Origin of the sequence: Kitasatospora sp. NPDC088391, from assembly GCF_044753345.1 — a bacterium.
Lineage (GTDB): Bacteria > Actinomycetota > Actinomycetes > Streptomycetales > Streptomycetaceae > Kitasatospora.
In genome coordinates, this window is the sequence record NZ_JBIVNB010000012.1 from 191,044 (window position 1) to 210,927 (window position 19,884).

The window sequence follows — 19,884 nt, forward strand, 5'->3', positions numbered from 1 at the left end:
CCTGTCCAAGGGTTTTCCGCCGGGAGGGGAGGGCGCTCAGTCCGACCGGTCGCCGGCCAGCAGCCCGAGCACCACCTCGTCGACGAACCGGCCCGAGACCCAGGCGGCCCCGCGCAGCGTGCCGTCCAGCGCGAAGCCCGCGCGCTCGGCCGCGCCGATCATCGCCGCGTTGTCGGCCAGCGTCTCCAACTGGAGCCGGTGCAGCCCGCGGGTCTCGAACCCGTAGCGGCACAGCACGCGCACGGTGTCCACCCCGAGGCCGCGGCCGCGGCAGGACGGGCGCAGCGAGATCCCCAGGTGCGCCGACCGGTTGTGGGTGTCGATGCCCCAGAGCAGTGCCTCGCCGGCCAGCGCGCCGCCGGCCCGCTCGACCACCGAGAACACCGCGGCGTCCTCGCTCGGCGGCGAGACCCGGTACGGGGACTGCCCGGACTCCAGCGGCACGGGCTGCCAGGGGCGGGAGTCCGCCCGCGACCTGGTGGCCACGTCCCCGTACAACTCCTCGTGCAGCACCGGCACGTCGCTCTCGATCCGCGCCCGCAGCGCGACCTTCTCACCCAGTAGCATGTGACATTGCTAGCAGCCCGCCGGGGGAGCGGGCCACCGCTTTTCCACCGGGCTTTTCCACCGGGCGGCGTCAGCCCATCTCCTCCAGCGCCCGGCCCTTGGTCTCCTTGATGCAGTAGGCCACGAACGGGATCGACAGCAGCGCGAAGCAGGCGTAGACCACGTACGTCGCCGACAGGTTCCAGTCGGACAGGCTGGGGAAGCTGACGGTGATCGCCCAGTTGGCGATCCACTGCGCGGAGGCGGCCACCGACAGGGCGAGCGCCCGGATCTTGTTGGGGAACATCTCGCCGAGCAGCACCCAGACCACCACGCCCCAGGAGAAGGCGAAGCAGAACACGAACACGTGCGCGGCCACCAGCGCCACGGTGGCGTGGCCGTCGTCCAGCGTCGCGCTGTCGCCGGTGCCGTGCCGGAACGAGAACGCCCAGGCCGCCACGCCGAGGGCGACCGCCATGCCGGCCGAGCCGGCCAGCGCCAGCGGCTTGCGGCCGATCCGGTCCACCAGCAGCATCGCGACCACGGTGCCGACCACGTTGACGATCGAGGTGGAGAGCGAGATCAGCAGCGAGTTGGACTCGTCGATGCCCACCGACTGCCACAGGAACGACGAGTAGTAGAAGATCACGTTGATGCCGACGAACTGCTGGAACACCGAGGCGCCGATGCCGACCCAGACGATCGGCAGCAGCCCGAACCGGCCGCCCAGCAGGTCCTTCAGGCTCGGCTTGTGCTCGGTGTGCAGCACCTGCCGGATCTCGGCGACCCGGGCGTCCAGGTCGACGCCGCCGCCCTCGACCTCGGCCAGCACCTCGCGGGCCTGCGCCTCCCGGCCGACCGCGATCAGGTGGCGCGGCGACTCGGGGATGGACAGCGCCATCAGCCCGTAGACCACCGCGGGCACCACCTCCACGCCGAGCATCCACTGCCAGGCCTGCACGCCGCCCAGGTGGTTGGTCGACTCGCCGCCCGCGGCCTGGTTGAGGCCCCAGTTGGCGAGCTGCGAGACGGTGATGCCGAGCACGATCGCCATCTGCTGGAAGGACGCCAGCCGGCCCCGGTAGGCGGTCGGCGCGACCTCGGCGATGTACGTCGGCGCGATCACCGAGGCGATGCCGATCGCGATGCCGCCCAGCACCCGCCACAGGCCCAGCACCCCGATGCTCGGCGGGAACATCGACCCGACGCCGCTGACCGCGAACAGCACCGCGGCCAGCAGCATCGTCCGGACCCGGCCGAACCGGTCGGCCAGCCAGCCGGCCGCCACCGCGCCGGCCGCCGAGCCGAGCAGGGCGATCGCGACCACGAACGCGGTCTCGCCGTTGCCCACCCCGAAGTGCTTCTGGATGCCGGTGACCGCTCCGTTGATCACCGCGCTGTCGTAGCCGAACAGGAACCCGCCCATCGCGGCGGCGGCGGAGATGAACACCACATGGCCGAGGTGTTCGTCCCTGGCGGCGGAATGGGTAGCCAGTGGTCTCTCCCTACGTGACGATCCGTCCGGTTCCGGACGGAAATCTCCGGATCCGATTCGACCAGCGGCTACCCCCTGCGGCGCGTCCGACACGCCCGGAACCGATCACCCGTCAGTCCTACGATCCGTCAGCCGCCCGTTCCGCCTCCGCCGTTCGCCGCAACGCGCCCGCCCGGGTCAGCCCGCCAGCGCCGCCAGGTGCGCGGGCAGCGCGGCCCCGGTGTGCGGCGAGGGCTCGGGCGCGCCGTACGCCGGGGCGACCGGGACCACGCCCGCCCAGTACGGCAGGCCGAGGTCCTCCTCCTCGTCGTTGACGCCGCCGGTGCGGGTCTTGGCCGAGACCTCGTCCAGCTCCAGCCGGATCACCGCCGTCGCCGCCAGCTCCTTGGCGTTCGCGGGCCGGCAGCCGGCCGAGCGCCCCGCCACCACCTGCTCGACGATCGCGTCCAGCGCGGCGCGCAGCTCCGCCGGGTCGGTGACCTGGTGCGCGGTGCCGTGCGCCACCACCGAGCGGTAGTTGACGGAGTGGTGGAAGGCCGACTTGGCCAGCACCAGCCCGTCCAGGTGGGTGACCGTCACGCACACCGGCAGCCCCCGCTCGTCCTTCGCCCCGCGCAGCGGCCGGCTGCCCGTCGAGCCGTGGACGTACAGCACGTTCCCGACCCGGGCGTACAGCGTGGGCAGCACCACCGGCGCGCCGTCCCGGACGAAGCCCAGGTGGCAGAGGAAGCCGGCGTCCAGGACCGCGTGCACCGCGGCCTCGTCCCAGGCGGCGCGCTCCTTGCTCCGGGTCGGCGTGGTGCGATCGTTGCGGGTGTAGGTACCGTCCGACATGACAACCTCTATGTACTAGTGCATACTGTGTTTTGTGCTAGGAGAATATCGGATCAGTGGTCGGCGTGCCAGTGAGATCGCCGCCGACGTCGAACACGCCCTCACCACCGGCCGGCTCGCGCCCGGCGCCGCCCTGCCGCCGCTGCGCGACCTGGCCGCCGAACTCGGCGTCAACCCCAACACCGTCGCCGCCGCCTACCGCCTGCTGCGCGACCGCGGCGTCATCGAGACCGCCGGCCGGCGCGGCAGCCGCGTCCGCCCCCGCCCCGCCACCGCCCCCCGCGACCTGGCCCGCCTCCCCGTCCCGCCCGGCGCCCGCGACCTCGCCGCCGGCAACCCCGACCCGGCCCTGCTGCCCCCGCTCGGCCCCGCCCTGGCCGCCGCCGCGGCCGGCCCCACCGTCCTCTACGGCCACCCCGTCGCCGAGGCCGACCTGCTCGCCGACTACCGCGCCGAATTCCGCGCCGACGGCGCCCCCGAGGGCGAACTCGCCGTCTGCTCCGGCGCGTTGGACGCCATCGCCCGCGTCCTCACCGCCCGGCTGCGCCCCGGCGACGCCGTCGCCGTCGAGGACCCGGGCTGGGGCAGCCTGCTCGACCTGCTGCCCGCCCTCGGCCTGCGCCCCGCCCCCGTCCCGGTCGACGACGACGGCCCGCTGCCCGACGCCGTCGCCGCCGCGCTGGACGCCGGCGCCCGCGCCCTGATCGTCACCAGCCGCGCCCAGAACCCCACCGGCGCCGCCCTCACCGCCGACCGCGCCGCCGCCCTGCGCGCCGTCCTGGCCGAACGCCCCGCCACCCTGCTGATCGAGGACGATCACGGCCACGGCATGGTCGACCTGCCCTTCCACCCGCTGGCCGGCGGCACCGTCACGCACTGGACGCTGATCCGCTCCGCCGCCAAGGCGCTCGCCCCCGACCTGCGGGTCGCCGTCTGCGTCGGCGACCCCGACACCGTCGCCCGGCTGCTCGGCCGCCAGCGCCTGGACGCCGGCTGGGTCAGCCACCTGCTCCAGCGCGCCGTCCTCCACCTGCGCCGCGACCCCGCCACCCCCGCGCCCGCCGCCGTCTACCGGGCCCGCCGCGACGCCCTGCTGGCCGCCCTCGCCGCGCACGGCGTCCGCGGCCACGGCGCCAGCGGCCTCAACGTCTGGGTGCCCGTCGCCGACGAGACCGCCACCGCCGCCGCCCTGCTCCAGCGCGGCTGGGTGGTCGCCCCCGGCGCCCGGTTCCGGCTCGCCTCCCCGCCCGGCGTCCGGATCACCACCTCCACCCTCGACCCCGCCGACGCCCCCGCGGTCGCCGCCGACCTCGCCGAGGCCCTCGCCGCCCTGGAACGCCCCGCCCCCGGCGGCTCCCGCCTCACCTGACGCCGCGCACGCCGGAGGGCCCCGCCCGGTGGTGAACCGGACGGGGCCCTCCGCGGCGCGCGGGGCCGGTCAGCCCTTGGCCAGCAGCGCCTGCGCGTGCTCGCGGACCTGGTCCCGGGACAGGTACGCGTCGGTGTACTCGAAGTCCCGCAGCCGGGCGGGCTGCCGGGCCAGGAACCCGGTCCGCACGAAGTCGTCGCCCGCGGTGGCGTTCAGCAGCCAGTTCGCCGCCGTCCGGTACTTCGCCGCGTTCGTCCGCATCGCCATCACGTGATAGCCGCGCGCCACCGCCTGCGCCGGGGCGCCGTGCAGCTCGATCCCCATCGGCTTGGACACCGCGTCCTTGCCGCCGAGGTCCACGACCAGGCCGAGGTCCTTGTGGAAGTACGGCTGCAGCGGCTGGTTGCGCAGCGCCGCCACCAGGTTGTCGGCGACCTTCTTGCCCTGCCGGGCCGAGTGCTGCGCGGTCGGCGGGCAGACCGCGCCGTCGCCCTTCGCCAGGTCCGGCACCGCGGCCGCGTCGCCCAGCGCGAACACGCCCTCGAACTGCGGCACCCGCATCTCCGCCGTCACCGCGAGCCGCCCGCGCACCGTCTCCGCGTCCAGCGTGCCCACCAGCGGCGAGGCCGCCACGCCCGCCGTCCAGATCAGCGTCCGGCACGGCAGCGTCCGCCCGTCGGTGAACTTCACCGTCTCCGCGCCGACCTCCGCCACCGACACGCCCAGCGACACGTCGACCCCGCGCTTGCGCAGGATCTCCATCGCCGTGGTGCCCAGCTTGTCGCCCAGCTCCGGCATCAGCTTCGGCGCGATGTCGATCAGGTGCCACTTGATCAGCGCCGGGTCCAGCCGCGGGTAGCGCCGGGCCGCCGCCGTGGTCAGCCGCTGCAGGCAGGCCGCCGTCTCGGTGCCCGCGTAGCCGCCGCCGACCACCACGAACTGCAGCCGCGAGGCCCGCTCGTTCTCGTCCATCGAGGCCGACGCCAGGTCCAGCTGCGCGATCACGTGGTCGCGGATGTACGTCGCCTCGGCCAGCGTCTTCATGCCGCGCGCGTAGTCCGGCAGGCCCGGGATGTCGAAGGTCCGGGTCACGCTGCCCGGCGCCAGCACCAGGTGGTCGTACTTCACCGCGACCACCTCGTCGGTGATCTTGCGCACCACCGCGACCTTCGACCGCGGGTCGACGCCGATCGCCCCGCCCGGCACGATGTGGGTGCGCCGCAGCGTCCGGCGCAGCGAGATCGCCACCGACTGCGGGGTCAGCACACCCGCCGCGACGTGCGGCAGCAGCGGCAGGTACAGCTGGTACGAGAACGGGGTGACCAGGGAGATCTCCGCCTCGGAGGGGGCGAGCTTGCGCTCCAGGCGGCGGGCGCACTCGAGGCCGGCGAAGCCGCCGCCGACGATCAGAATCCTCGGTCGTTCCATCTTCATCCCCTACGTGTCCTGGGTGTACTGGTCCGTGGAGCTCCGTGGAGCGGCAGGCCGTCCGGGCAGGCCGAACGGCGAGGACGACTGCTGGCCACACTCGCACGGGGCACCGGAGGGTGCATCTCCAGCGGCTGTTCGGCGGATGCCCCCGCACCGCGGGGCCATGCGGCCGGGCCGCCGAAGCGGCGGGGGAGGGGACCGCTACGCTGTGCTGATGCTCTCCGAGGTGACGGCCGTCCGCTACGTGACGCCGCTGCGCGAAGGCGGCTCGATGCCCGGCCTGGTCGAGGCCGACGACCGCCGGCTGTACGTCCTGAAGTGGGTCGGCGCGGCCCAGGGCCGCAAGGCGCTGGTCGCCGAGGTGCTGGCCGGCGAACTCGCCCGCGGGCTCGGCCTGCCGGTCCCCGAACTCGCCCTGCTCGACCTCGACCCGGTGCTCGCCCGCAGCGAGCCCGAGACGCAGATCCAGGACCAGATGCGGGCCAGCGGCGGTGCCAACCTCGGCATGGCGTACGTCTCCGGGGCGCTCAACTTCGACCCGCTCTGCTTCGACACCGACCTCGACCTGGCCGCCCGGGTGCTCTGGTTCGACGCCCTGATCGGCAACGTCGACCGCTCCTGGCGCAACCCCAACCTGCTGGTCGCGGCCGGCGGCCTGCGGCTGATCGACCACGGCGCCAGCCTGATCTTCCACCACAGCTGGAAGAGCGCCGAGAACTGGCGCCGCAAGCCCTACGACGCCGCCGACCACGCCCTGCGGCACGCCGCCGGACACCTCCCCGAGGTCGACGCCGAACTCGCCGCCCTGGCCGCCGCCGCGCTCCCCGCGGCCGTCGCCGCGATCCCCGGCGTCTGGCTGGAGGACGAACCCGGCTTCGCCACCGCCGAGGACGTCCGCGCCGCCTACACCGCACAACTCACCGCCCGCCTCGCCGGGCCCCGCGACTGGCTCCCCGAGGCGGCCCCCTGATGCCCGATCCGATGCCCGGCACCCCCACCGGCCCCGGCACCCCCGCCGTCCCCGGCACCCCCGCCGTCCCCGGCACCCCCGCCGTCCCCGCCGAACTCCGCGACTACGAGTACGCGCTGATCCGCGCCGTGCCCCGGGTCGAACGCGGCGAGTGCGTCAACATCGGCGTGCTGCTGTACTGCCGCCACGCCGGCTTCCTCGGCGCCCGCACCCACCTCGACCAGGGGCGACTGCACGCCCTCGACCCGGTCGCCGACGTCGCCGGGGTGCGGCGGGCGCTGCGCGGCATCGAGGCGGTCTGCGCCGGCGGCGAGGCCGCCGGACCGGCCGCCCGCGACAGCGCCGGACAGCGCTTCCGCTGGCTCACCGCCCCGCGCAGCGCCGTCGTCCAGCCCGGCCCCGTGCACACCGGCCTCACCGCCGACGCCGAGGCGGAACTGCACCACCTCTTCGACCGCCTGGTGCTCTGACAGTGCTCCGGGAACCCGCACACCCCCCGCACGACACCCCCGAAATACTTGCCCCGTTCAATACTGGAGGCACTGAAGCGAATGGGCGTACCCTGACCGCCATGGGCAGCACCACGGGCACCGGCACCGCGACCGGCACCGCACCCTCCACCACCGAACTCATGGAACAGGTCGCCGCCGTCGGCGCCGCCTACTTCCACGACTTCGCCGCCGCCTCGGCCCGGCACGGACTCAACTCCTCCCAGGCCAAGGCGCTCAAAGCCGTCCTCGAACCCGTCCCGATGCGCGCCCTGGCCGGCCGCCTCGGCTGCGACGCCTCCAACGTCACCGGCATCGTCGACCGCCTCGAAGCACTCGGCTACGCCCACCGCGAGGCCGCCGCCGCCGACCGCCGCGTCAAGATCGTCACCATCACCGACGAGGGCCGCACCGTCCTCGACCGCATCCGCGCCGACATGGGCCGCGCCCGCGCCGCCTTCGACAGCCTCGACGCCGAACAGCGCGCCGCCCTCTCCCGGCTCTGCGACCAGGTCCTGCCCCTGCTGCAGCGCCCCTGACCCGCCGCGGGCGACGGTGACCGTCGGTGGCGTGCCGTACGCTCACCGGATGCACCAGGACCAGACCGGCGGGTGGACCGCCACCGGGCTGCGCTGGCAGGACGGCGCGCCGCAGCTCACCGCCACCGACGGCCGGCAGCGCCACGCCCGGCCGCTCACCGCCGGCCTCCCCGTCGCCTGGCGGATCACCGGGCCCCGGCGCTGCACCGGAGCCCACACCGAGCACGGCCACCGGGACTGCCCGCACCGCGCCACCGTCCCGCCCGAGGGCACCGGCAGCCAGTGCCCGAGCTGCCAGAACGCCGACCGCGGACTCCAGTTGGCCCGCGACCGGATCGTCGACGACGGCCGCACCTACCGCCTCTACCTCGCCTGGTTCGCCCCCGGCCTGCTCAAGGTCGGCCTCACCGCCGAGGAGCGCGGCACCGTCCGCCTGCTCGAACAGGCCGCCCTCACCTGGACGTTCCTCGCCCGCGGCCCGCTGCCCGCCGTCCGCCGCGCCGAACTCGCGGTCGCCCACGGCAAGTTGGCCCGCGAGCGGATTCCCGCCGCCGCCAAGTACCCGGGCTGGTGGAACCTCCCCGCCCCCGCCGAGCGGCACGCCGCGCTCACCGCCGCCCGTACCCGCGTGCACCGGCTGCTCGCCGACCACCCGCAGCTCACCCTGCTGCCCGACCACCCCGTCACCGACCAGGTCGAGCTCTACGGCCTCACCGACGGCGCCCCCGACCAGTACCGGCAGGTCAAGGCCGTCGCCGACGGCGCCCACCTGGCCGGCACCCTGCGCCGCCCCATCGGCGGCCACCTCTTCCTCGACCCGCCCGACGGCACCCCGCTGCTCCTCGACACCCGGCTGCTCACCGGCTGGACGCTGCAGCCCGCCCCGGCCGCCGCCTGCGACGGGCTCACCCTGCTGCCCCGGGCCCGCCCCACCGCCGAACAGGACGCCCTGTTCTGAGGGCGCCCTGTTCTGAGGGCGCCCTGTTCTGAGGGCGCCCGGTCCTGAGGGCGCCCGCCGAACTCCGCCTCCCCGGTGGGTGGTTCGGCCGTTCGGGCCGGGGCTTGCGTGGTCACCGACAGGCCGTTCCGGTCATTCGGTGGCCGATACCCGTGGAAGGGCGCCCGCTTCCCGGAAGCCCCTCCCCGGGGTGCGGGGGCACTGTCATGCTGACGCCATCGGAATGTGACATTTCACATTTCGCATGCCGTCCCATCCCCGCTCCCCGAGGAGAGGCACCCATGAAGGCCACCGTCGCCGCCGTCGCCACCGCCGCGGCCCTGACCGCCCTGACCACCCTGGCCACCGTCCAGGGCGCCGCCGCCGCGCCCGCCGGCCCGGCCGGACCGGTCGGCCCGGTCGTCACCTGCGGCGCCCCGGGCGCGCCCGGCCCGCTGCTGACCCGGGCCTGCGTCGAGATCTCCGGGAACCAGGTCCGCTTCTACGGGGTGGCCACCGCCAACGACCCGTCCTGGCAGCCCCAGTCCGTCGGCTTCACCGTCTCCGGCACCGTCGTCGGCGCCGCCCCGCTCGCCCCCGCCCACCCGACCGTCCTGGTCCAGCCCGGCGCGAACCCGGTCGGCAGCGTCCTCACCACCGCCGCGTGCGGCCGCACCGTCGGCACCACCTTCTCGGTGAACCAGCCCGGCCTGCCCGCCTCCACCGCCACCGTCTCCACCGTGGTGGCCTGCTGACACCGCCCCCGGCAGGTGCGCCCCGGCCCGCCCGGGGCGCACCCCCTTCCGGGCCCGTCAGCCCTTCCTGCGGGCCTCCTGCTTCTGCCGCGGCCCCACCGCCGCCAGGGACATGTCCTGGGCCTGGGACTTCAGGCCCTTGTAGCCGTAGCCGCGGTCGGTCAGCCACAGCTCCGCCGCCGTCTCGGCCCGGACCGAGGCCGCCACCACGTCCTCCTCGGCCTCGCCGTGCTCCAGGAAGCGGAAGGTGAAGAACGGGCGCGCCGCCAGGTCGTACGACAGGTGCCCCTCCTCGGTGAACCGCGCCTGCAGCAGGTCGTGCTCGGCGGCCTCGGCCTGCAGCGCGGCCCGCTGTCCGTCCGTCAGCGCGTCGAAGGAGCCGCGGACCGTGATCCGGAAAGTACGCTTCGTCATGCCCGGACCCTAACCCGCCGCCCGCCCGCCGCTCACGCCGATTTCCCGGCCCGTTCCCGCGGCCCGTTCCCGCCGCCCGGCGGGGCCGCCCGTCCGCCCGGCGGACGCGCTGCGGTTCCCGCTGACCTCGACTGTTAGGCTTGCGAAGCGTGAGCGCGAAGCCCAAGATCCCCAATGTCCTGGCCTCCCGGTACGCCTCGGCGACCCTGGCCCAGCTGTGGTCCCCCGAGCACAAGGTGGTCCTCGAACGCCAGCTGTGGCTGGCCGTCCTGAAGGCGCAGCAGGACCTCGGCATCGAGGTGCCGCCCACCGCGATCGCCGACTACGAGCGGGTGATCGACCAGGTCGACCTGGCGTCGATCGCCGAGCGCGAGAAGGTCACCCGGCACGACGTGAAGGCCCGGATCGAGGAGTTCTCCGAACTCGCCGGGCACGAGCAGATCCACAAGGGCATGACCTCGCGCGACCTCACCGAGAACGTCGAGCAGCTGCAGATCCGCCAGTCGCTGGAGCACGTCCGCGACCGCACGGTGGCCGTCCTGGTCCGCCTCGGCCGGCTCGCCGCCCAGTACGGCGAACTGGTCATGGCCGGCCGCTCGCACAACGTCGCCGCGCAGGCCACCACCCTCGGCAAGCGCTTCGCCACCGCCGCCGACGAGGTCCTGGTCGCCTTCGCCCGCCTGGAGGAGCTGATCGCGCGCTACCCGCTGCGCGGCGTCAAGGGCCCGGTCGGCACCTCGCAGGACATGCTGGACCTGTTGGGAGGGGGCAGTCGAGGCACGGACAAGCTCGCCGAGCTGGAGCGCCGGGTGGCCGGCCACCTCGGCTTCGAGAACGTCTTCACCTCGGTCGGCCAGGTCTACCCGCGCTCGCTCGACTACGACGTGGCCTCCGCGCTGGTCCAGCTCTCGGCCGGCCCGTCCAGCCTCGCCAAGACCATCCGCCTGATGGCCGGCCACGAGCTGGTCACCGAGGGCTTCAAGGCCGGGCAGGTCGGCTCCTCGGCGATGCCGCACAAGATGAACACCCGCTCCTGCGAGCGCGTCAACGGCCTCGCCGTCATCCTGCGCGGCTACGCCTCGATGACCGCCGAGCTGGGCGGCGACCAGTGGAACGAGGGCGACGTCTCCTGCTCCGTGGTCCGCCGGGTCGCGCTGCCGGACGCGTTCTTCGCCTTCGACGGCCTGCTGGAGACCTTCCTCACCGTCCTCGACGAGTTCGGCGCCTTCCCGGCCGTCGTCGAGGCCGAACTCGACCGCTACCTGCCGTTCCTGGCCACCACCAAGGTCCTGATGGCCGCGGTCCGGGCCGGCGTCGGCCGGGAGACCGCGCACGAGGTCATCAAGGAGCACGCGGTGGCCGCCGCGCTCGCCATGCGCGAGGGCGCCCGCGAGAACACCCTGGTCCCGGCGCTGGCCGCCGACCCGCGCATCCCGCTCGACCACGCCGCGCTCGACGCCCTGCTCGCCGACCGCCTCTCCTTCACGGGCGCCGCCTCGGCCCAGGTCGCCGAACTCGTCCGCCGCATCGAGGCCGTCGCCGACGCCCACCCCGAGGCCGCCAAGTACGCCCCGGGCGACATCCTCTGACACCCCGTCGGCCGACGTGCGGCCCGTCCCGGAACACCTCCGGGGCGGGCCGCCGCCGTCAGCGGCCCTCGTCCGGATGGATCTGCGGCGAGGTCGGGTCGCAGTGCCAGCCGCAGTCGGGCTCGGCGACCGGGTGGGGCGGGGCGAGGGCGTCCGAGCGGATGCTCAGCAGCGCGATCAGGGCGCCGGCGGCGAGCAGGCCCGCGCAGATCGGCATGGCGATCCGGAAAGCGCTGTCCACCTCGGCCGGGACGCGGTAGGCGTCGCCGCTCAGCCCGGCCAGCGGGGGGATCGCGGCGACCGCGAACAGGCCGGCCGCCCGGGCCGCGGCGTTGTTCACGCCCGAGGCGATGCCCGCCCGGCGGACGTCGACGGCGGCCAGCACCGTCGCGGTGAGCGGCGCGACCAGCAGCGTCATGCCCGCGCCCTGGACGGTCACGGCGGGCAGCACGTCCGTCCAGTAGTCCGCGTCCGGCCCGATCCGCAGCATCAGCAGCACGCCTGCCGCCACCACCAGCGGCCCCACCGTCAGCGGCAGCCGCGGCCCGACCGCCCGCCCCAGCCGCCCGGCCCGGCCGGAGAACAGCAGCATCAGCACCGTGATCGGCACCAGCGCCACCCCCGACAGCAGCGGCGTGAACCCGGAGACGATCTGCAACTGCACCGTCAGCAGCAGGAACACCCCACTGAACGCCCCGTACACGCACAGCGTCACCAGGTTGACCGAGGTGAACAGCCGCGAGCGGAACAGCGACAGCGGCAGCATCGGGTGCGCCGAGCGGTGCTCGACCACGACGAACGCCACCGCCAGCACCAGGCCCGCCAGGCCCGCCGCGACCCCGCCCGCCGACAGGCCCGACCCGGCCTCGGTCAGCGCGTACGTGATCCCCGCCAGGGACAGCGCCGCGAGGACCGCGCCCGGCACGTCGAAGCCGCCCGCCGCGTCCGGGTCGCGGCTCTCCGGCACGTGCCGGGCCGTCACCGCCACCACCACGGCCGCCAGCGGCAGGTTCAGCAGGAAGATCCACCGCCAGCCCGGCCCGTCCACCAGCCAGCCGCCCACGAACGGCCCGACCGCCGCCGCCACCCCGCCCAGCCCCGACCAGGCCCCCACCGCGCCCGCCCGGTCCTCCTCCGCGAACACCGCCTGCAGCATCGCCAGCGACCCCGGCGTCAGCAGCGCGCCCCCCACGCCCTGCAACGCCCGTGCCAGCACCAGCAGTTCGACGTTCGGCGCGGCCGCGCACCCCGCCGAGGCGAGCGCGAACCAGGCCACCCCCAGCAGGAACACCCGCCGCCGCCCGTACCGGTCGCCCAGCGACCCGCCCAGCAGGATCAGCGCCGCCAGCGTCAGCATGTACGCGTTGACCGTCCACTGCAGCGCCGCCAGCCCCGCGCCGAGGTCCGCGCCGATCCGCGGCAGCGCGACGTTCACCACCGTGCCGTCCAGCAGCGCCATGCCCGACCCGAGGGCCGTCGCCGCCACCACCCACCGGCCGCGCGCCGTACCGAGCCGGATCCCGCCGCCGTCCGCGCCGTCCGCGCCACTCATGCCGTTCACGTCGTTCACGTCGCTCACGGGGACGATCGTCCGCCACCCGGACCCCTCCCGTCACCACCGCCGCGCGGGAGGAGGGGTGACGGGACGCGCTCGCGGGGGCGGTGACGGGCCGTCAGGGCAGCAGCGCGCCGCGCCGCCAGCCGCGGACGGTGGCCGGGGTGACGATGCCGACCTCGGTGAAGAAGTCGAGCGCCTTGCGCGACCAGTCGACCCGGGCCTGCCGCCAGTGCGGGTTCGCCGCCGCCGCCCGCCGCGCCTCCACCGGATCCAGGCCCGCCAGCGCGTACACCCGGGGATGGACCAGCTCGGCCACCGCCTGCCGGGACAGCAGCGCCAGCGCCCGGCGGAACACCGCCCGGCGGGCCGGCGTCATCCGGGCCCAGCGGCGCTCCAGCTCCGGCTTGGCGTAGCCGATGTGCCGGGCCTCCTCGATCACGTGGATGCGCGCCACCGAGCGGGCCAGCGGCTGCAGGCTCTCGTCCCGGACCATCTCGCGCTGCATCGCGTCGGTGAACTCCTCCACGAAGATCGCCCCGGCGAAGGTCATCGTGGTGTCGTTCAGCAGGAAGTGCAGCCGCCCCAGCCGGTCCGCCCGCGCGGTCGGGCGCGCCGACGGGTAGCCGGTGGCGGTGATGTAGCGGGCGAACATCGTCGAGTGCCGGCACTCGTCCGCGACCTCGGTCAGCGCGTACTGGGCGTGCCGGGTCGTCAGGTCGCCCGCGTACACGTGCCGGATCAGGCCCTCCATCAGCACCAGCTCGAACCAGATCCCGGCCGCGGTGGTGGAGGCGAACTGGTGGACGCTCAGCTGCGCCCGCTGCCGCTCGTCCAGGCGCTCCCAGAGCGGGGTGCCGTAGAGCGCGACGCGGTGCGCGGGCAGCGCGTACTGGTCGGGGTCGAGCGGGGCGTCCCAGTCGATCTCGGTCAGCGGGTCGTAGGAGTGCTTGGCGGAGGCGCGCAGCAGCCGGGCCGCGTTCAGTTCGCGGTCGGCGTTGCGCTGCTGGGCGAGCGTCCCGGTGGCGGGGGCGGCGGTGTCGGGCACGGAGGTCTCCGGAGGGTGGGGCGGCAGGGGCTCCTGGAGGCAGTAAACCAATGAGACAGAGTGTCAACAAGGGGTTCGGGCAGATCAACGCCCGGACCGGGGTGGGGAAGGGGCGGGGAAGGGACGGGAAGGGGAGGGGAGGTGCGGGTCGGGCAGGGGCTGGGAGGTGGTTCGGGTGCGGCACTATGCTGCCCCGATGACTGATGATCACAAGAGCGGACGGATTCGGCCGGTGGCGTTCCACGCCGCCGAGGGCACCGGGGACTGGCGGGTCCTCGGCGAAGGGGCGTGCGCCTTCTTCCGCACCGGCTCCTTCGAGCACGGCGTCCGGCTGGTCGCGGCGCTCGGCGCCGCCCTCGCCGGCCACGGGGACGCCGCCGTCGACCTGCGCCCCGACGGCGTGACCGTCCGCCTCGTCGACAGCGGACCGGACTACTACGGACTCACCGAACGCCACCTCGTCCTGGCCCGGCTGGTCTCCGCCGCCGCCCGGGAGGCCGGCGCGACGCCCGAACCGGAGTCCGTGCAGACCGTGCAGGTGACGGTCGACGCCCTCGACCTGCCCGCCGTCACCGCCTTCTGGCGGGCCCTGCTCGGCTACGAGCACCGCTCCGGCAGCCCCGAGGACCTGATCGACCCGCGCCGCCGCGGCGCCCCGTTCTACTTCCAGCAGATGGACGCGCCCCGCCCCGAGCGCAACTGCGTCCACGTCGACGTGTGGGTTCCGCACGACCGCGCGAAGGACCGGGTGGCCGCCGCGCTCGCCGCCGGCGGCCGACTGGTCAACGACGCGGACGCCCCCGTGCTGTGGGTGCTCGCCGACCCCGAGGGCAACGAGGTCTGCGTCGGCGCGGCGGGCGCCACCGCCTGACGGGCCGTCGGGCCGGTGCCGGGCGGGCCAGCACTGCGCGCGGGGGTGCCAGGCGGGCGGGCGGGTGCCGGGCGGGCGTACGGGTACTGGACGGGTGTGCGGGTACTGGGCGGGCGGGTGTCAGGCGGCCTCGACCAGGCGCTCGCGCAGGCTCTCCAGGGTCTCGTCCTTCAGGCCGAGACCCGCCCGGGCGTAGCCCTCCGCGTCGCGCCAGTGCTCGGCCAGCGCCTCCAGCGCCGCGTCCAGGTACTCGCCGCGCACCGAGAACAGGGCGTCCGCGGCCGCCGGGTCGCCGCCCGCCGCCGCGAACCGCGCCAGCAGCGGCGCGTAGTGCTCGTGCACGGCCGGGCCGACCGACAGGTACTCGGTGCGCACCGTCGCCTCGTCCGCGCCCAGCAGGAGCAGCAGCAGGCTCGCGCCCCAGCCGGTCCGGTCCTTGCCCGCCGTGCAGTGGAACAGCACCGGCCCGCCGCCCCGGTGGGCGAGCACCGTGAGCAGCTGCCGGTACGCCCGGCGGGCGGCGGGGGAGGCGACGAAGGCCCGGTAGTCCTCGCGCAGCGCCGCCGCGGCCCGCCCACCGGCCAGCGCCCGCCCCGCCGCCACCGGATCGGCCAGCGCGGCGGCCAGTGCCCCGGCCGCGCCGCTCCCCTCCGGACCGGCCAGCACGTCCGCGACCAGCAGGTGGGCCCCGCCCGGCACCCGGTCCGGGAACGCGGCGCGCTCCGCCGCCGTGCGCAGGTCCACCACGGTGCGGACCCCCAGCGCGGCGAACAGCGGATCGCCCGCCGGGTCGAGCCGGTCCAACTGCCCCGAGCGGAAGGCCAGTCCGGGCCGCACCCGGGCACCGCCGGGCAGGTCGATGCCGCCGAGGTCGCGCAGGTTGGCGACGGTGGCGGACTCCACGGGGTGCGAGTGCTGCATGACGGCCTCCCTGCCGACGGACCTTGCCAGCACGCTAGGCGCGGCCCCGGGCGGGTCGCCTGCGGAGTACCGCCGCCCGGGCGGGCGCGACGGCACCCGGGGGGAGTGCCGCGGCGCGCGGGGGAGCGCACGCCCCGGTCGGCCGCAGTGCCGCGTGCGCCCCGTTGATTGACGACCCGTCAGCGGGCAGGGTGGGCAGCGCCCGGCCCCACCGGGGCCGGGACGCACCAGGCGTGACGAAGGGACGGAACCCCCGGATGGCAGCGAAGATCCTGATCATCACCGGCGACGCGGCCGAGTCGCTGGAGGTGTTCTACCCGTACCAGCGACTGCTGGAGGAGGGCTACCAGGTCGACATCGCCGCGCCCAGCAAGAAGACCCTGCAGTTCGTGGTGCACGACTTCGTCCCCGGCTACGACACCTACACCGAGAAGGCCGGCTACACCTGGCCCGCCGACCTGGCGTTCGCCGACGTCGACCCCGCCGAGTACGTCGCGCTGGTGCTGCCCGGCGGCCGCGCCCCCGAGTACCTGCGCAACGACCCCGAGGTGCAGCGGATCGTCGCGCACTTCACCGCCGAGGACAAGCCGCTCGCGCAGATCTGCCACGGCCCGCTGATCACCCTGCGGGCCGGCTCGCTGTCCGGCCGCCGCACCGCCGCCTACCCCGCGCTGGAGCCCGACGTGGCGGCCGGCGGCGCCGAGTTCGTGGACGGCGACGCGGTGGTCGACGGCACCGTGGTCTCCGCCCGGGCCTGGCCGGACCACCCGACCTGGATGCGCGCCTTCGTGCGGCTGCTGCGCGAGAAGGCCCCGGTGGAGTAGCGGCGGGCGGGTTGCTCGGGCTGTCCGTTCGGGCGGGTTGCTCGGGCGGGTGGGGCAGACGGGTCGATCCGGTGGCCGTCGGGGTGTCGGCTTGCCCTTCCGGGGGCCGGCGGGAAAGCGTGTTCCGCATGGCAGCACACCTCGACGGACCGGACCTGCTCGCCCTGCACGCCCGGGCGCTGGAGCACTTCGGCGACCTGGTCCGCGCCGTCCCCGCCGACGGCTGGCAGCGGCCCACGCCCTGCGCCGACTGGACGGTCCGTCAACTCGTCGGCCACCTGGTCTCGGAGCAGCTCTGGGTGCCCCCGCTGCTGTCCGGCGCGAGCGTCGCCGAGGTCGGCGACCGCTTCGACGGCGACGTGCTGGGCGCCGACCCGGTCGCCGCCTGGACGGCCGCCGCCGCGGCCGCCCGCGCCGCCTTCGCCGGACCCGGCGCCCTGGAACGCACCGTGCAGCTGTCCTACGGCCCGCGCCGCGCCGACGGGTACGCCCGCGAGATGACGGTGGACGCGATCGTGCACGCCTGGGACCTCGCGCAGGGCATCGGCGCCGACACCCGGATCGACCCGGCCGCCGCCGAGTTCGCGCTCGCCGAACTCGCCCCGCAGGCTGCGGGGTTGGCCTCCTCCGGCCTGTTCGCCACCCCCGTCCCGGTCCCGGCCGACGCGCCCGCCGGGGACCGGCTGCTCGGCCTGGTCGGCCGCGACCCCGCACACCCCTTCGGCGCCGCCCGCTGACCGATCGGCGGTGGGTGTGCCGAAGGGGTGTGCGTCAGCGGCGGGTGCGCACCCCGTCCAGGGCGATGTTGAGGACCCGGTCGCGCTGCTCCTCGCTCGGGTAGGCGACCGAGGTGATGCCGGAGACCATTCGCAGCAGGTCATCGATGCTCATGTCGGCGCGCACCTCGCCCGCCTGCTGTGCGCGCAGCAGCAGCGGGGTGCCCGCGTCGTACATCGACTGCAGGCAGGCCAGGAAGACCGTCGACTCCTCGCCCGCCAGCGCCTCCCGGATCGCCCGCTTGGTCATCGCGTACTCGACGAAGCGCCGCAGCCAGGCGGCCAGCGCGGGCCACGGCGGCTGGTCGGCGACCTCGGCGGAGACCCGTCCCAGGTCGTCGACCTCGTTGGCGTAGACCGTCTCGAAGAGGTGCCGGCGGGTCGGGAAGTTCCGGTACAGCGTGCCGATGCCGACGCCCGCCCGCCGGGCGATGTCCTCCAGCGACGCCTCGGCGCCGTGCTCCGCGAACGCCGCGCGGGCGGCGAGCAGGAGCGCGTCGAAGTTGCGCGCGGCGTCCGCGCGGCGCGGGCGCTGCGCGGCGACGAACTCGCTCACGACGATCTGGTCCGGTCGGTCCGGCACGGTGACCTCTTCTCGACGCATCCGGATTGAACCGGAGGTGTGCCTCCGCTAATCTGGAGGCATGCCTCGACTTTAGCACCGGGGCACGTTCCTCGGCCTGCCCGCGACGCGCCGGCCGTCCCCTTGTCGTCCGTCGTCCGTCGTCCGTCGTACCCGTGCCGCGGTGCCGCCGCGCCTTTCGCCGTTCCGCTGCCACTCCGCTGCCGTTCCGTTGCCGCTCCACCCCGATCCTGCCGCCGTTCGGCCCGGACCCGGCCACCGCTCGTCCACGGCCTGGTTCCCTGCCGACAGCCCCGCCGGGGCGCGCCCGCGATGCCGCGCGCCCCGACCCGAGTCCCGAGAGGGTCCGATGAACCGCCAGTCCCCCCGCCGCACCTTCGGCGTGCTCGCCACCGGAGCGGGCGTCTACGCCCTGCTCCAGTCGCTGATCACCCCCGCGCTGCCGATCGTCCAGGACGCGATGCACACCTCGCAGTCCACCGTCACCTGGGTGATGACCGCCTACCTGCTCTCCGCGTCCGTCTTCACCCCGATCCTCGGCCGGATCGGCGACCTCGTCGGCAAGAAGCGCACCCTGGTCGCCGCGCTGGTCGCGCTGCTGGTCGGCTGCCTGGTCGACGCCCTCGCCCCGAACATCACCGTGCTGATCCTCGGCCGTGTCCTCCAGGGCATCGGCGGCGCGCTGTTCCCGCTCTCCTTCGGCATCATCCGCGACGAGTTCCCCGCCGGGAAGGTCGCCGGGGGCATCAGCAACCTGTCCGCCGTGATCGCTGTCGGCAGCGGCCTCGGCATGGTCCTGGCCGGACCGATCGTCGGCGCCCTCGACTACCGCTGGCTGTTCTGGCTCCCCGTCGTCGTCCTGCTCGGCACCATCGCGCTCGCCCAGCGCTTCGTCCCCGAGTCGCCCGTCCGCGGCGAGGGCTCCGTCGACTGGCTCTCCGCCGTCCTGCTCTCCGGCTGGCTGGTCGCCCTGCTGCTCCCCGTCAGCCAGGCCGCCCGCTGGGGCTGGGGCTCCACCGGCGTGCTCGGCCTGCTCGCCCTCGCCGTCGTCCTGTTCGCCGCCTGGGTGCTGCACGAGGCCCGCTCCCGCGACCCGCTGATCGACCTGCGGGTGATGCGCCTGCCCGCCGTGTGGACCACCAACACCGCCGCCCTGCTGTTCGGCGCCGGCATGTACGCCCTGTGGGCCTTCCTGCCGGGCTTCCTGCAAACGCCGTCCAGCGCGGGCTACGGCTTCGGCTCCACCGTCACCGGCGCGGGCCTGCTGATGCTGCCGATGGTCGGCGCCATGTTCGTGGCCGGCCTGCTCGGCGGCCGGCTCGCCGGACGCTTCCCCGCCAAGGCCCAGCTCTCCGTCGGCGCGCTGCTCGGCGCCGTCGCCTGCGCGCTGCTCGCCGCCCGGCACGGCTCGCCCGCGGACGTCGCCCTCGCGGCCGGCGTCTTCGGCCTCGGCATCGGCCTGGCCTTCGCCTCGATGAGCAACCTCATCGTGCAGAGCGTCCCCGCCGCGCAGACCGGCGCCGCCACCGGCATGAACGCCAACATCCGCACCATCGGCGGCTCGATGGGCGCCGCGCTGATGACCGGCCTGGTCACCGGCCACCTCCAGCCCACCGGCCGCCCCTACGAGTCCGGCTACACCCAGGGCTTCGCCCTGCTCGCCGTCTTCTGCCTGGCCGCTGCGGGCGCCGCGCTCCTGGTCCCGGCCCGCCGGCCGACCGGCGTCGCGGTGGCGGGGACGGGCGCGGGCACCGTTCCGGGCGCGACTCCGAAGGTGGCTCCGGACTCGGTGGAGCCCGGGACGGTCCGGCGGGAGCCGGTCGGCGGCTGAGGCCCCTGCCCGTCCCCCTCTCCGTCCGTCCGCCCCGCCGTCCGGCCGCCCCGCCGTCCGGCCGCCCGTTCGCTGCCCGGGCTGGGACGGGGTGGGGCGGGGCCGTGA

20 protein-coding genes are annotated in these 19,884 nt (G+C 75.2%); 11 read left to right on the forward strand and 9 right to left on the reverse strand.

The genetic code is table 11. The features are described 5' to 3' along the window. Positions 1–36: 36 nt before the first annotated feature. The 3 genes from ACIQBJ_RS30005 to ACIQBJ_RS30015 all read right to left on the reverse strand — a co-directional run bounded on the left by ACIQBJ_RS30005 (position 37) and on the right by ACIQBJ_RS30015 (position 2,875). Positions 37–567: a GNAT family N-acetyltransferase gene (locus ACIQBJ_RS30005; protein ID WP_400716742.1), complete on the reverse strand. Its 531-nt coding sequence runs from the start codon at positions 565–567 to the stop codon at positions 37–39. Between the two features lie 70 nt (positions 568–637). Then, a complete protein-coding gene (locus tag ACIQBJ_RS30010; protein WP_400716934.1) occupies positions 638–2,041 on the reverse strand; it encodes a sugar porter family MFS transporter in 1,404 nt (467 codons plus the stop codon). Between the two features lie 177 nt (positions 2,042–2,218). Further along, the gene (locus ACIQBJ_RS30015) at positions 2,219–2,875 is read right to left on the reverse strand and encodes a pyridoxamine 5'-phosphate oxidase family protein (protein WP_400716745.1); all 657 of its coding nucleotides are present in this window, start codon (positions 2,873–2,875) and stop codon (positions 2,219–2,221) included. A gap of 34 nt (positions 2,876–2,909) precedes the next feature. On the opposite strand from ACIQBJ_RS30015, the gene ACIQBJ_RS30020 reads away from it, so the two are divergent. Further along, positions 2,910–4,244, forward strand: a complete 1,335-nt coding sequence (locus ACIQBJ_RS30020; protein ID WP_400716748.1) for an aminotransferase class I/II-fold pyridoxal phosphate-dependent enzyme — start codon at positions 2,910–2,912, stop codon at positions 4,242–4,244. A 69-nt stretch (positions 4,245–4,313) separates the two neighbouring features. Here ACIQBJ_RS30020 and ACIQBJ_RS30025 read toward each other — a convergent pair whose 3' ends face one another. After that, the gene (locus ACIQBJ_RS30025; RefSeq protein ID WP_400716936.1) at positions 4,314–5,672 is read right to left on the reverse strand and encodes an NAD(P)/FAD-dependent oxidoreductase; all 1,359 of its coding nucleotides are present in this window, start codon (positions 5,670–5,672) and stop codon (positions 4,314–4,316) included. A 217-nt stretch (positions 5,673–5,889) separates the two neighbouring features. On the opposite strand from ACIQBJ_RS30025, the gene ACIQBJ_RS30030 reads away from it, so the two are divergent. The 5 genes from ACIQBJ_RS30030 (at position 5,890) to ACIQBJ_RS30050 (ending at position 9,364) form a co-directional block, all read left to right on the forward strand. Continuing rightward, complete coding sequence (locus ACIQBJ_RS30030) at positions 5,890–6,645, forward strand: HipA family kinase (RefSeq protein ID WP_400716750.1); 756 nt, start codon at positions 5,890–5,892, stop codon at positions 6,643–6,645. Beyond that, positions 6,645–7,115 carry a DUF3037 domain-containing protein gene (locus ACIQBJ_RS30035; protein ID WP_400716752.1) on the forward strand — a complete coding sequence of 157 codons (471 nt, stop codon included), beginning with the start codon at positions 6,645–6,647 and terminating at the stop codon, positions 7,113–7,115. Before ACIQBJ_RS30030 ends, ACIQBJ_RS30035 begins: the two co-directional genes overlap by 1 nt. Positions 7,116–7,216: 101 nt before the next feature. Continuing rightward, on the forward strand, positions 7,217–7,672 hold the full coding sequence (locus tag ACIQBJ_RS30040; protein WP_400716755.1) for a MarR family winged helix-turn-helix transcriptional regulator: 456 nt from the start codon (positions 7,217–7,219) through the stop codon (positions 7,670–7,672). Between the two features lie 49 nt (positions 7,673–7,721). Beyond that, positions 7,722–8,630, forward strand: a complete 909-nt coding sequence (locus ACIQBJ_RS30045) for a DUF2797 domain-containing protein (RefSeq protein WP_400716757.1) — start codon at positions 7,722–7,724, stop codon at positions 8,628–8,630. Between the two features lie 281 nt (positions 8,631–8,911). After that, entirely contained in the window at positions 8,912–9,364 is a 453-nt protein-coding gene (locus ACIQBJ_RS30050; RefSeq protein ID WP_400716759.1) for a hypothetical protein, read from the forward strand. A 57-nt stretch (positions 9,365–9,421) separates the two neighbouring features. Here ACIQBJ_RS30050 and ACIQBJ_RS30055 read toward each other — a convergent pair whose 3' ends face one another. Continuing rightward, positions 9,422–9,778, reverse strand: coding sequence for a DUF6204 family protein (locus tag ACIQBJ_RS30055; RefSeq protein WP_400716762.1), 357 nt, complete (start codon positions 9,776–9,778; stop codon positions 9,422–9,424). A 149-nt stretch (positions 9,779–9,927) separates the two neighbouring features. Between ACIQBJ_RS30055 and purB the strand changes: the two genes are divergently transcribed. Further along, on the forward strand, positions 9,928–11,367 hold the full coding sequence (gene purB / locus ACIQBJ_RS30060; RefSeq protein ID WP_400716764.1) for an adenylosuccinate lyase: 1,440 nt from the start codon (positions 9,928–9,930) through the stop codon (positions 11,365–11,367). A 58-nt stretch (positions 11,368–11,425) separates the two neighbouring features. On the opposite strand, the gene ACIQBJ_RS30065 is transcribed toward purB, so the two are convergent. Next, positions 11,426–12,919, reverse strand: a complete 1,494-nt coding sequence (locus tag ACIQBJ_RS30065) for an MFS transporter (RefSeq protein ID WP_400716938.1) — start codon at positions 12,917–12,919, stop codon at positions 11,426–11,428. Between the two features lie 121 nt (positions 12,920–13,040). Next, positions 13,041–13,970, reverse strand: coding sequence for a diiron oxygenase (locus ACIQBJ_RS30070; protein WP_400716766.1), 930 nt, complete (start codon positions 13,968–13,970; stop codon positions 13,041–13,043). 196 nt (positions 13,971–14,166) lie between these two features. Between ACIQBJ_RS30070 and ACIQBJ_RS30075 the strand changes: the two genes are divergently transcribed. Then, complete coding sequence (locus ACIQBJ_RS30075) at positions 14,167–14,841, forward strand: VOC family protein (RefSeq protein ID WP_400716769.1); 675 nt, start codon at positions 14,167–14,169, stop codon at positions 14,839–14,841. A 120-nt stretch (positions 14,842–14,961) separates the two neighbouring features. Here ACIQBJ_RS30075 and ACIQBJ_RS30080 read toward each other — a convergent pair whose 3' ends face one another. After that, complete coding sequence (locus ACIQBJ_RS30080) at positions 14,962–15,762, reverse strand: tyrosine-protein phosphatase (protein WP_400716771.1); 801 nt, start codon at positions 15,760–15,762, stop codon at positions 14,962–14,964. A gap of 257 nt (positions 15,763–16,019) precedes the next feature. Here ACIQBJ_RS30080 and ACIQBJ_RS30085 point away from each other — a divergent pair, with 257 nt between their 5' ends. Further along, positions 16,020–16,586, forward strand: coding sequence for a DJ-1/PfpI family protein (locus ACIQBJ_RS30085; RefSeq protein ID WP_400716773.1), 567 nt, complete (start codon positions 16,020–16,022; stop codon positions 16,584–16,586). A 128-nt stretch (positions 16,587–16,714) separates the two neighbouring features. Further along, on the forward strand, positions 16,715–17,323 hold the full coding sequence (locus ACIQBJ_RS30090; protein ID WP_400716776.1) for a TIGR03086 family metal-binding protein: 609 nt from the start codon (positions 16,715–16,717) through the stop codon (positions 17,321–17,323). Between the two features lie 34 nt (positions 17,324–17,357). On the opposite strand, the gene ACIQBJ_RS30095 is transcribed toward ACIQBJ_RS30090, so the two are convergent. After that, positions 17,358–17,966, reverse strand: a complete 609-nt coding sequence (locus tag ACIQBJ_RS30095; protein WP_400716778.1) for a TetR/AcrR family transcriptional regulator — start codon at positions 17,964–17,966, stop codon at positions 17,358–17,360. A gap of 328 nt (positions 17,967–18,294) precedes the next feature. On the opposite strand from ACIQBJ_RS30095, the gene ACIQBJ_RS30100 reads away from it, so the two are divergent. Next, positions 18,295–19,776 (forward strand): MFS transporter, encoded by a 1,482-nt coding sequence (locus tag ACIQBJ_RS30100; protein ID WP_400716780.1) that lies wholly within the window; start codon positions 18,295–18,297, stop codon positions 19,774–19,776. Positions 19,777–19,884: the final 108 nt, after the last annotated feature.

What these genes read in the sequence shown, in the direction of transcription:
- ACIQBJ_RS30035 (WP_400716752.1), top strand. Translation starts at nt 6,645, where the DNA reads ATGCCCGATCCGATGCCCGGCACCCCCACCGGCCCCGGCACCCCCGCC.
- ACIQBJ_RS30050 (WP_400716759.1), top strand. Translation starts at nt 8,912, where the DNA reads ATGAAGGCCACCGTCGCCGCCGTCGCCACCGCCGCGGCCCTGACCGCC.
- ACIQBJ_RS30100 (WP_400716780.1), top strand. Translation starts at nt 18,295, where the DNA reads ATGAACCGCCAGTCCCCCCGCCGCACCTTCGGCGTGCTCGCCACCGGA.
- ACIQBJ_RS30085 (WP_400716773.1), top strand. Translation starts at nt 16,020, where the DNA reads ATGGCAGCGAAGATCCTGATCATCACCGGCGACGCGGCCGAGTCGCTG.
- ACIQBJ_RS30015 (WP_400716745.1), bottom strand. Translation starts at nt 2,875, where the DNA reads ATGTCGGACGGTACCTACACCCGCAACGATCGCACCACGCCGACCCGG.
- ACIQBJ_RS30065 (WP_400716938.1), bottom strand. Translation starts at nt 12,919, where the DNA reads ATGAGTGGCGCGGACGGCGCGGACGGCGGCGGGATCCGGCTCGGTACG.
- ACIQBJ_RS30055 (WP_400716762.1), bottom strand. Translation starts at nt 9,778, where the DNA reads ATGACGAAGCGTACTTTCCGGATCACGGTCCGCGGCTCCTTCGACGCG.
- ACIQBJ_RS30075 (WP_400716769.1), top strand. Translation starts at nt 14,167, where the DNA reads ATGACTGATGATCACAAGAGCGGACGGATTCGGCCGGTGGCGTTCCAC.
- ACIQBJ_RS30030 (WP_400716750.1), top strand. Translation starts at nt 5,890, where the DNA reads ATGCTCTCCGAGGTGACGGCCGTCCGCTACGTGACGCCGCTGCGCGAA.
- ACIQBJ_RS30095 (WP_400716778.1), bottom strand. Translation starts at nt 17,966, where the DNA reads ATGCGTCGAGAAGAGGTCACCGTGCCGGACCGACCGGACCAGATCGTC.
- ACIQBJ_RS30005 (WP_400716742.1), bottom strand. Translation starts at nt 567, where the DNA reads ATGCTACTGGGTGAGAAGGTCGCGCTGCGGGCGCGGATCGAGAGCGAC.
- ACIQBJ_RS30040 (WP_400716755.1), top strand. Translation starts at nt 7,217, where the DNA reads ATGGGCAGCACCACGGGCACCGGCACCGCGACCGGCACCGCACCCTCC.
- ACIQBJ_RS30090 (WP_400716776.1), top strand. Translation starts at nt 16,715, where the DNA reads ATGGCAGCACACCTCGACGGACCGGACCTGCTCGCCCTGCACGCCCGG.
- ACIQBJ_RS30025 (WP_400716936.1), bottom strand. Translation starts at nt 5,672, where the DNA reads ATGGAACGACCGAGGATTCTGATCGTCGGCGGCGGCTTCGCCGGCCTC.
- ACIQBJ_RS30045 (WP_400716757.1), top strand. Translation starts at nt 7,722, where the DNA reads ATGCACCAGGACCAGACCGGCGGGTGGACCGCCACCGGGCTGCGCTGG.
- ACIQBJ_RS30080 (WP_400716771.1), bottom strand. Translation starts at nt 15,762, where the DNA reads ATGCAGCACTCGCACCCCGTGGAGTCCGCCACCGTCGCCAACCTGCGC.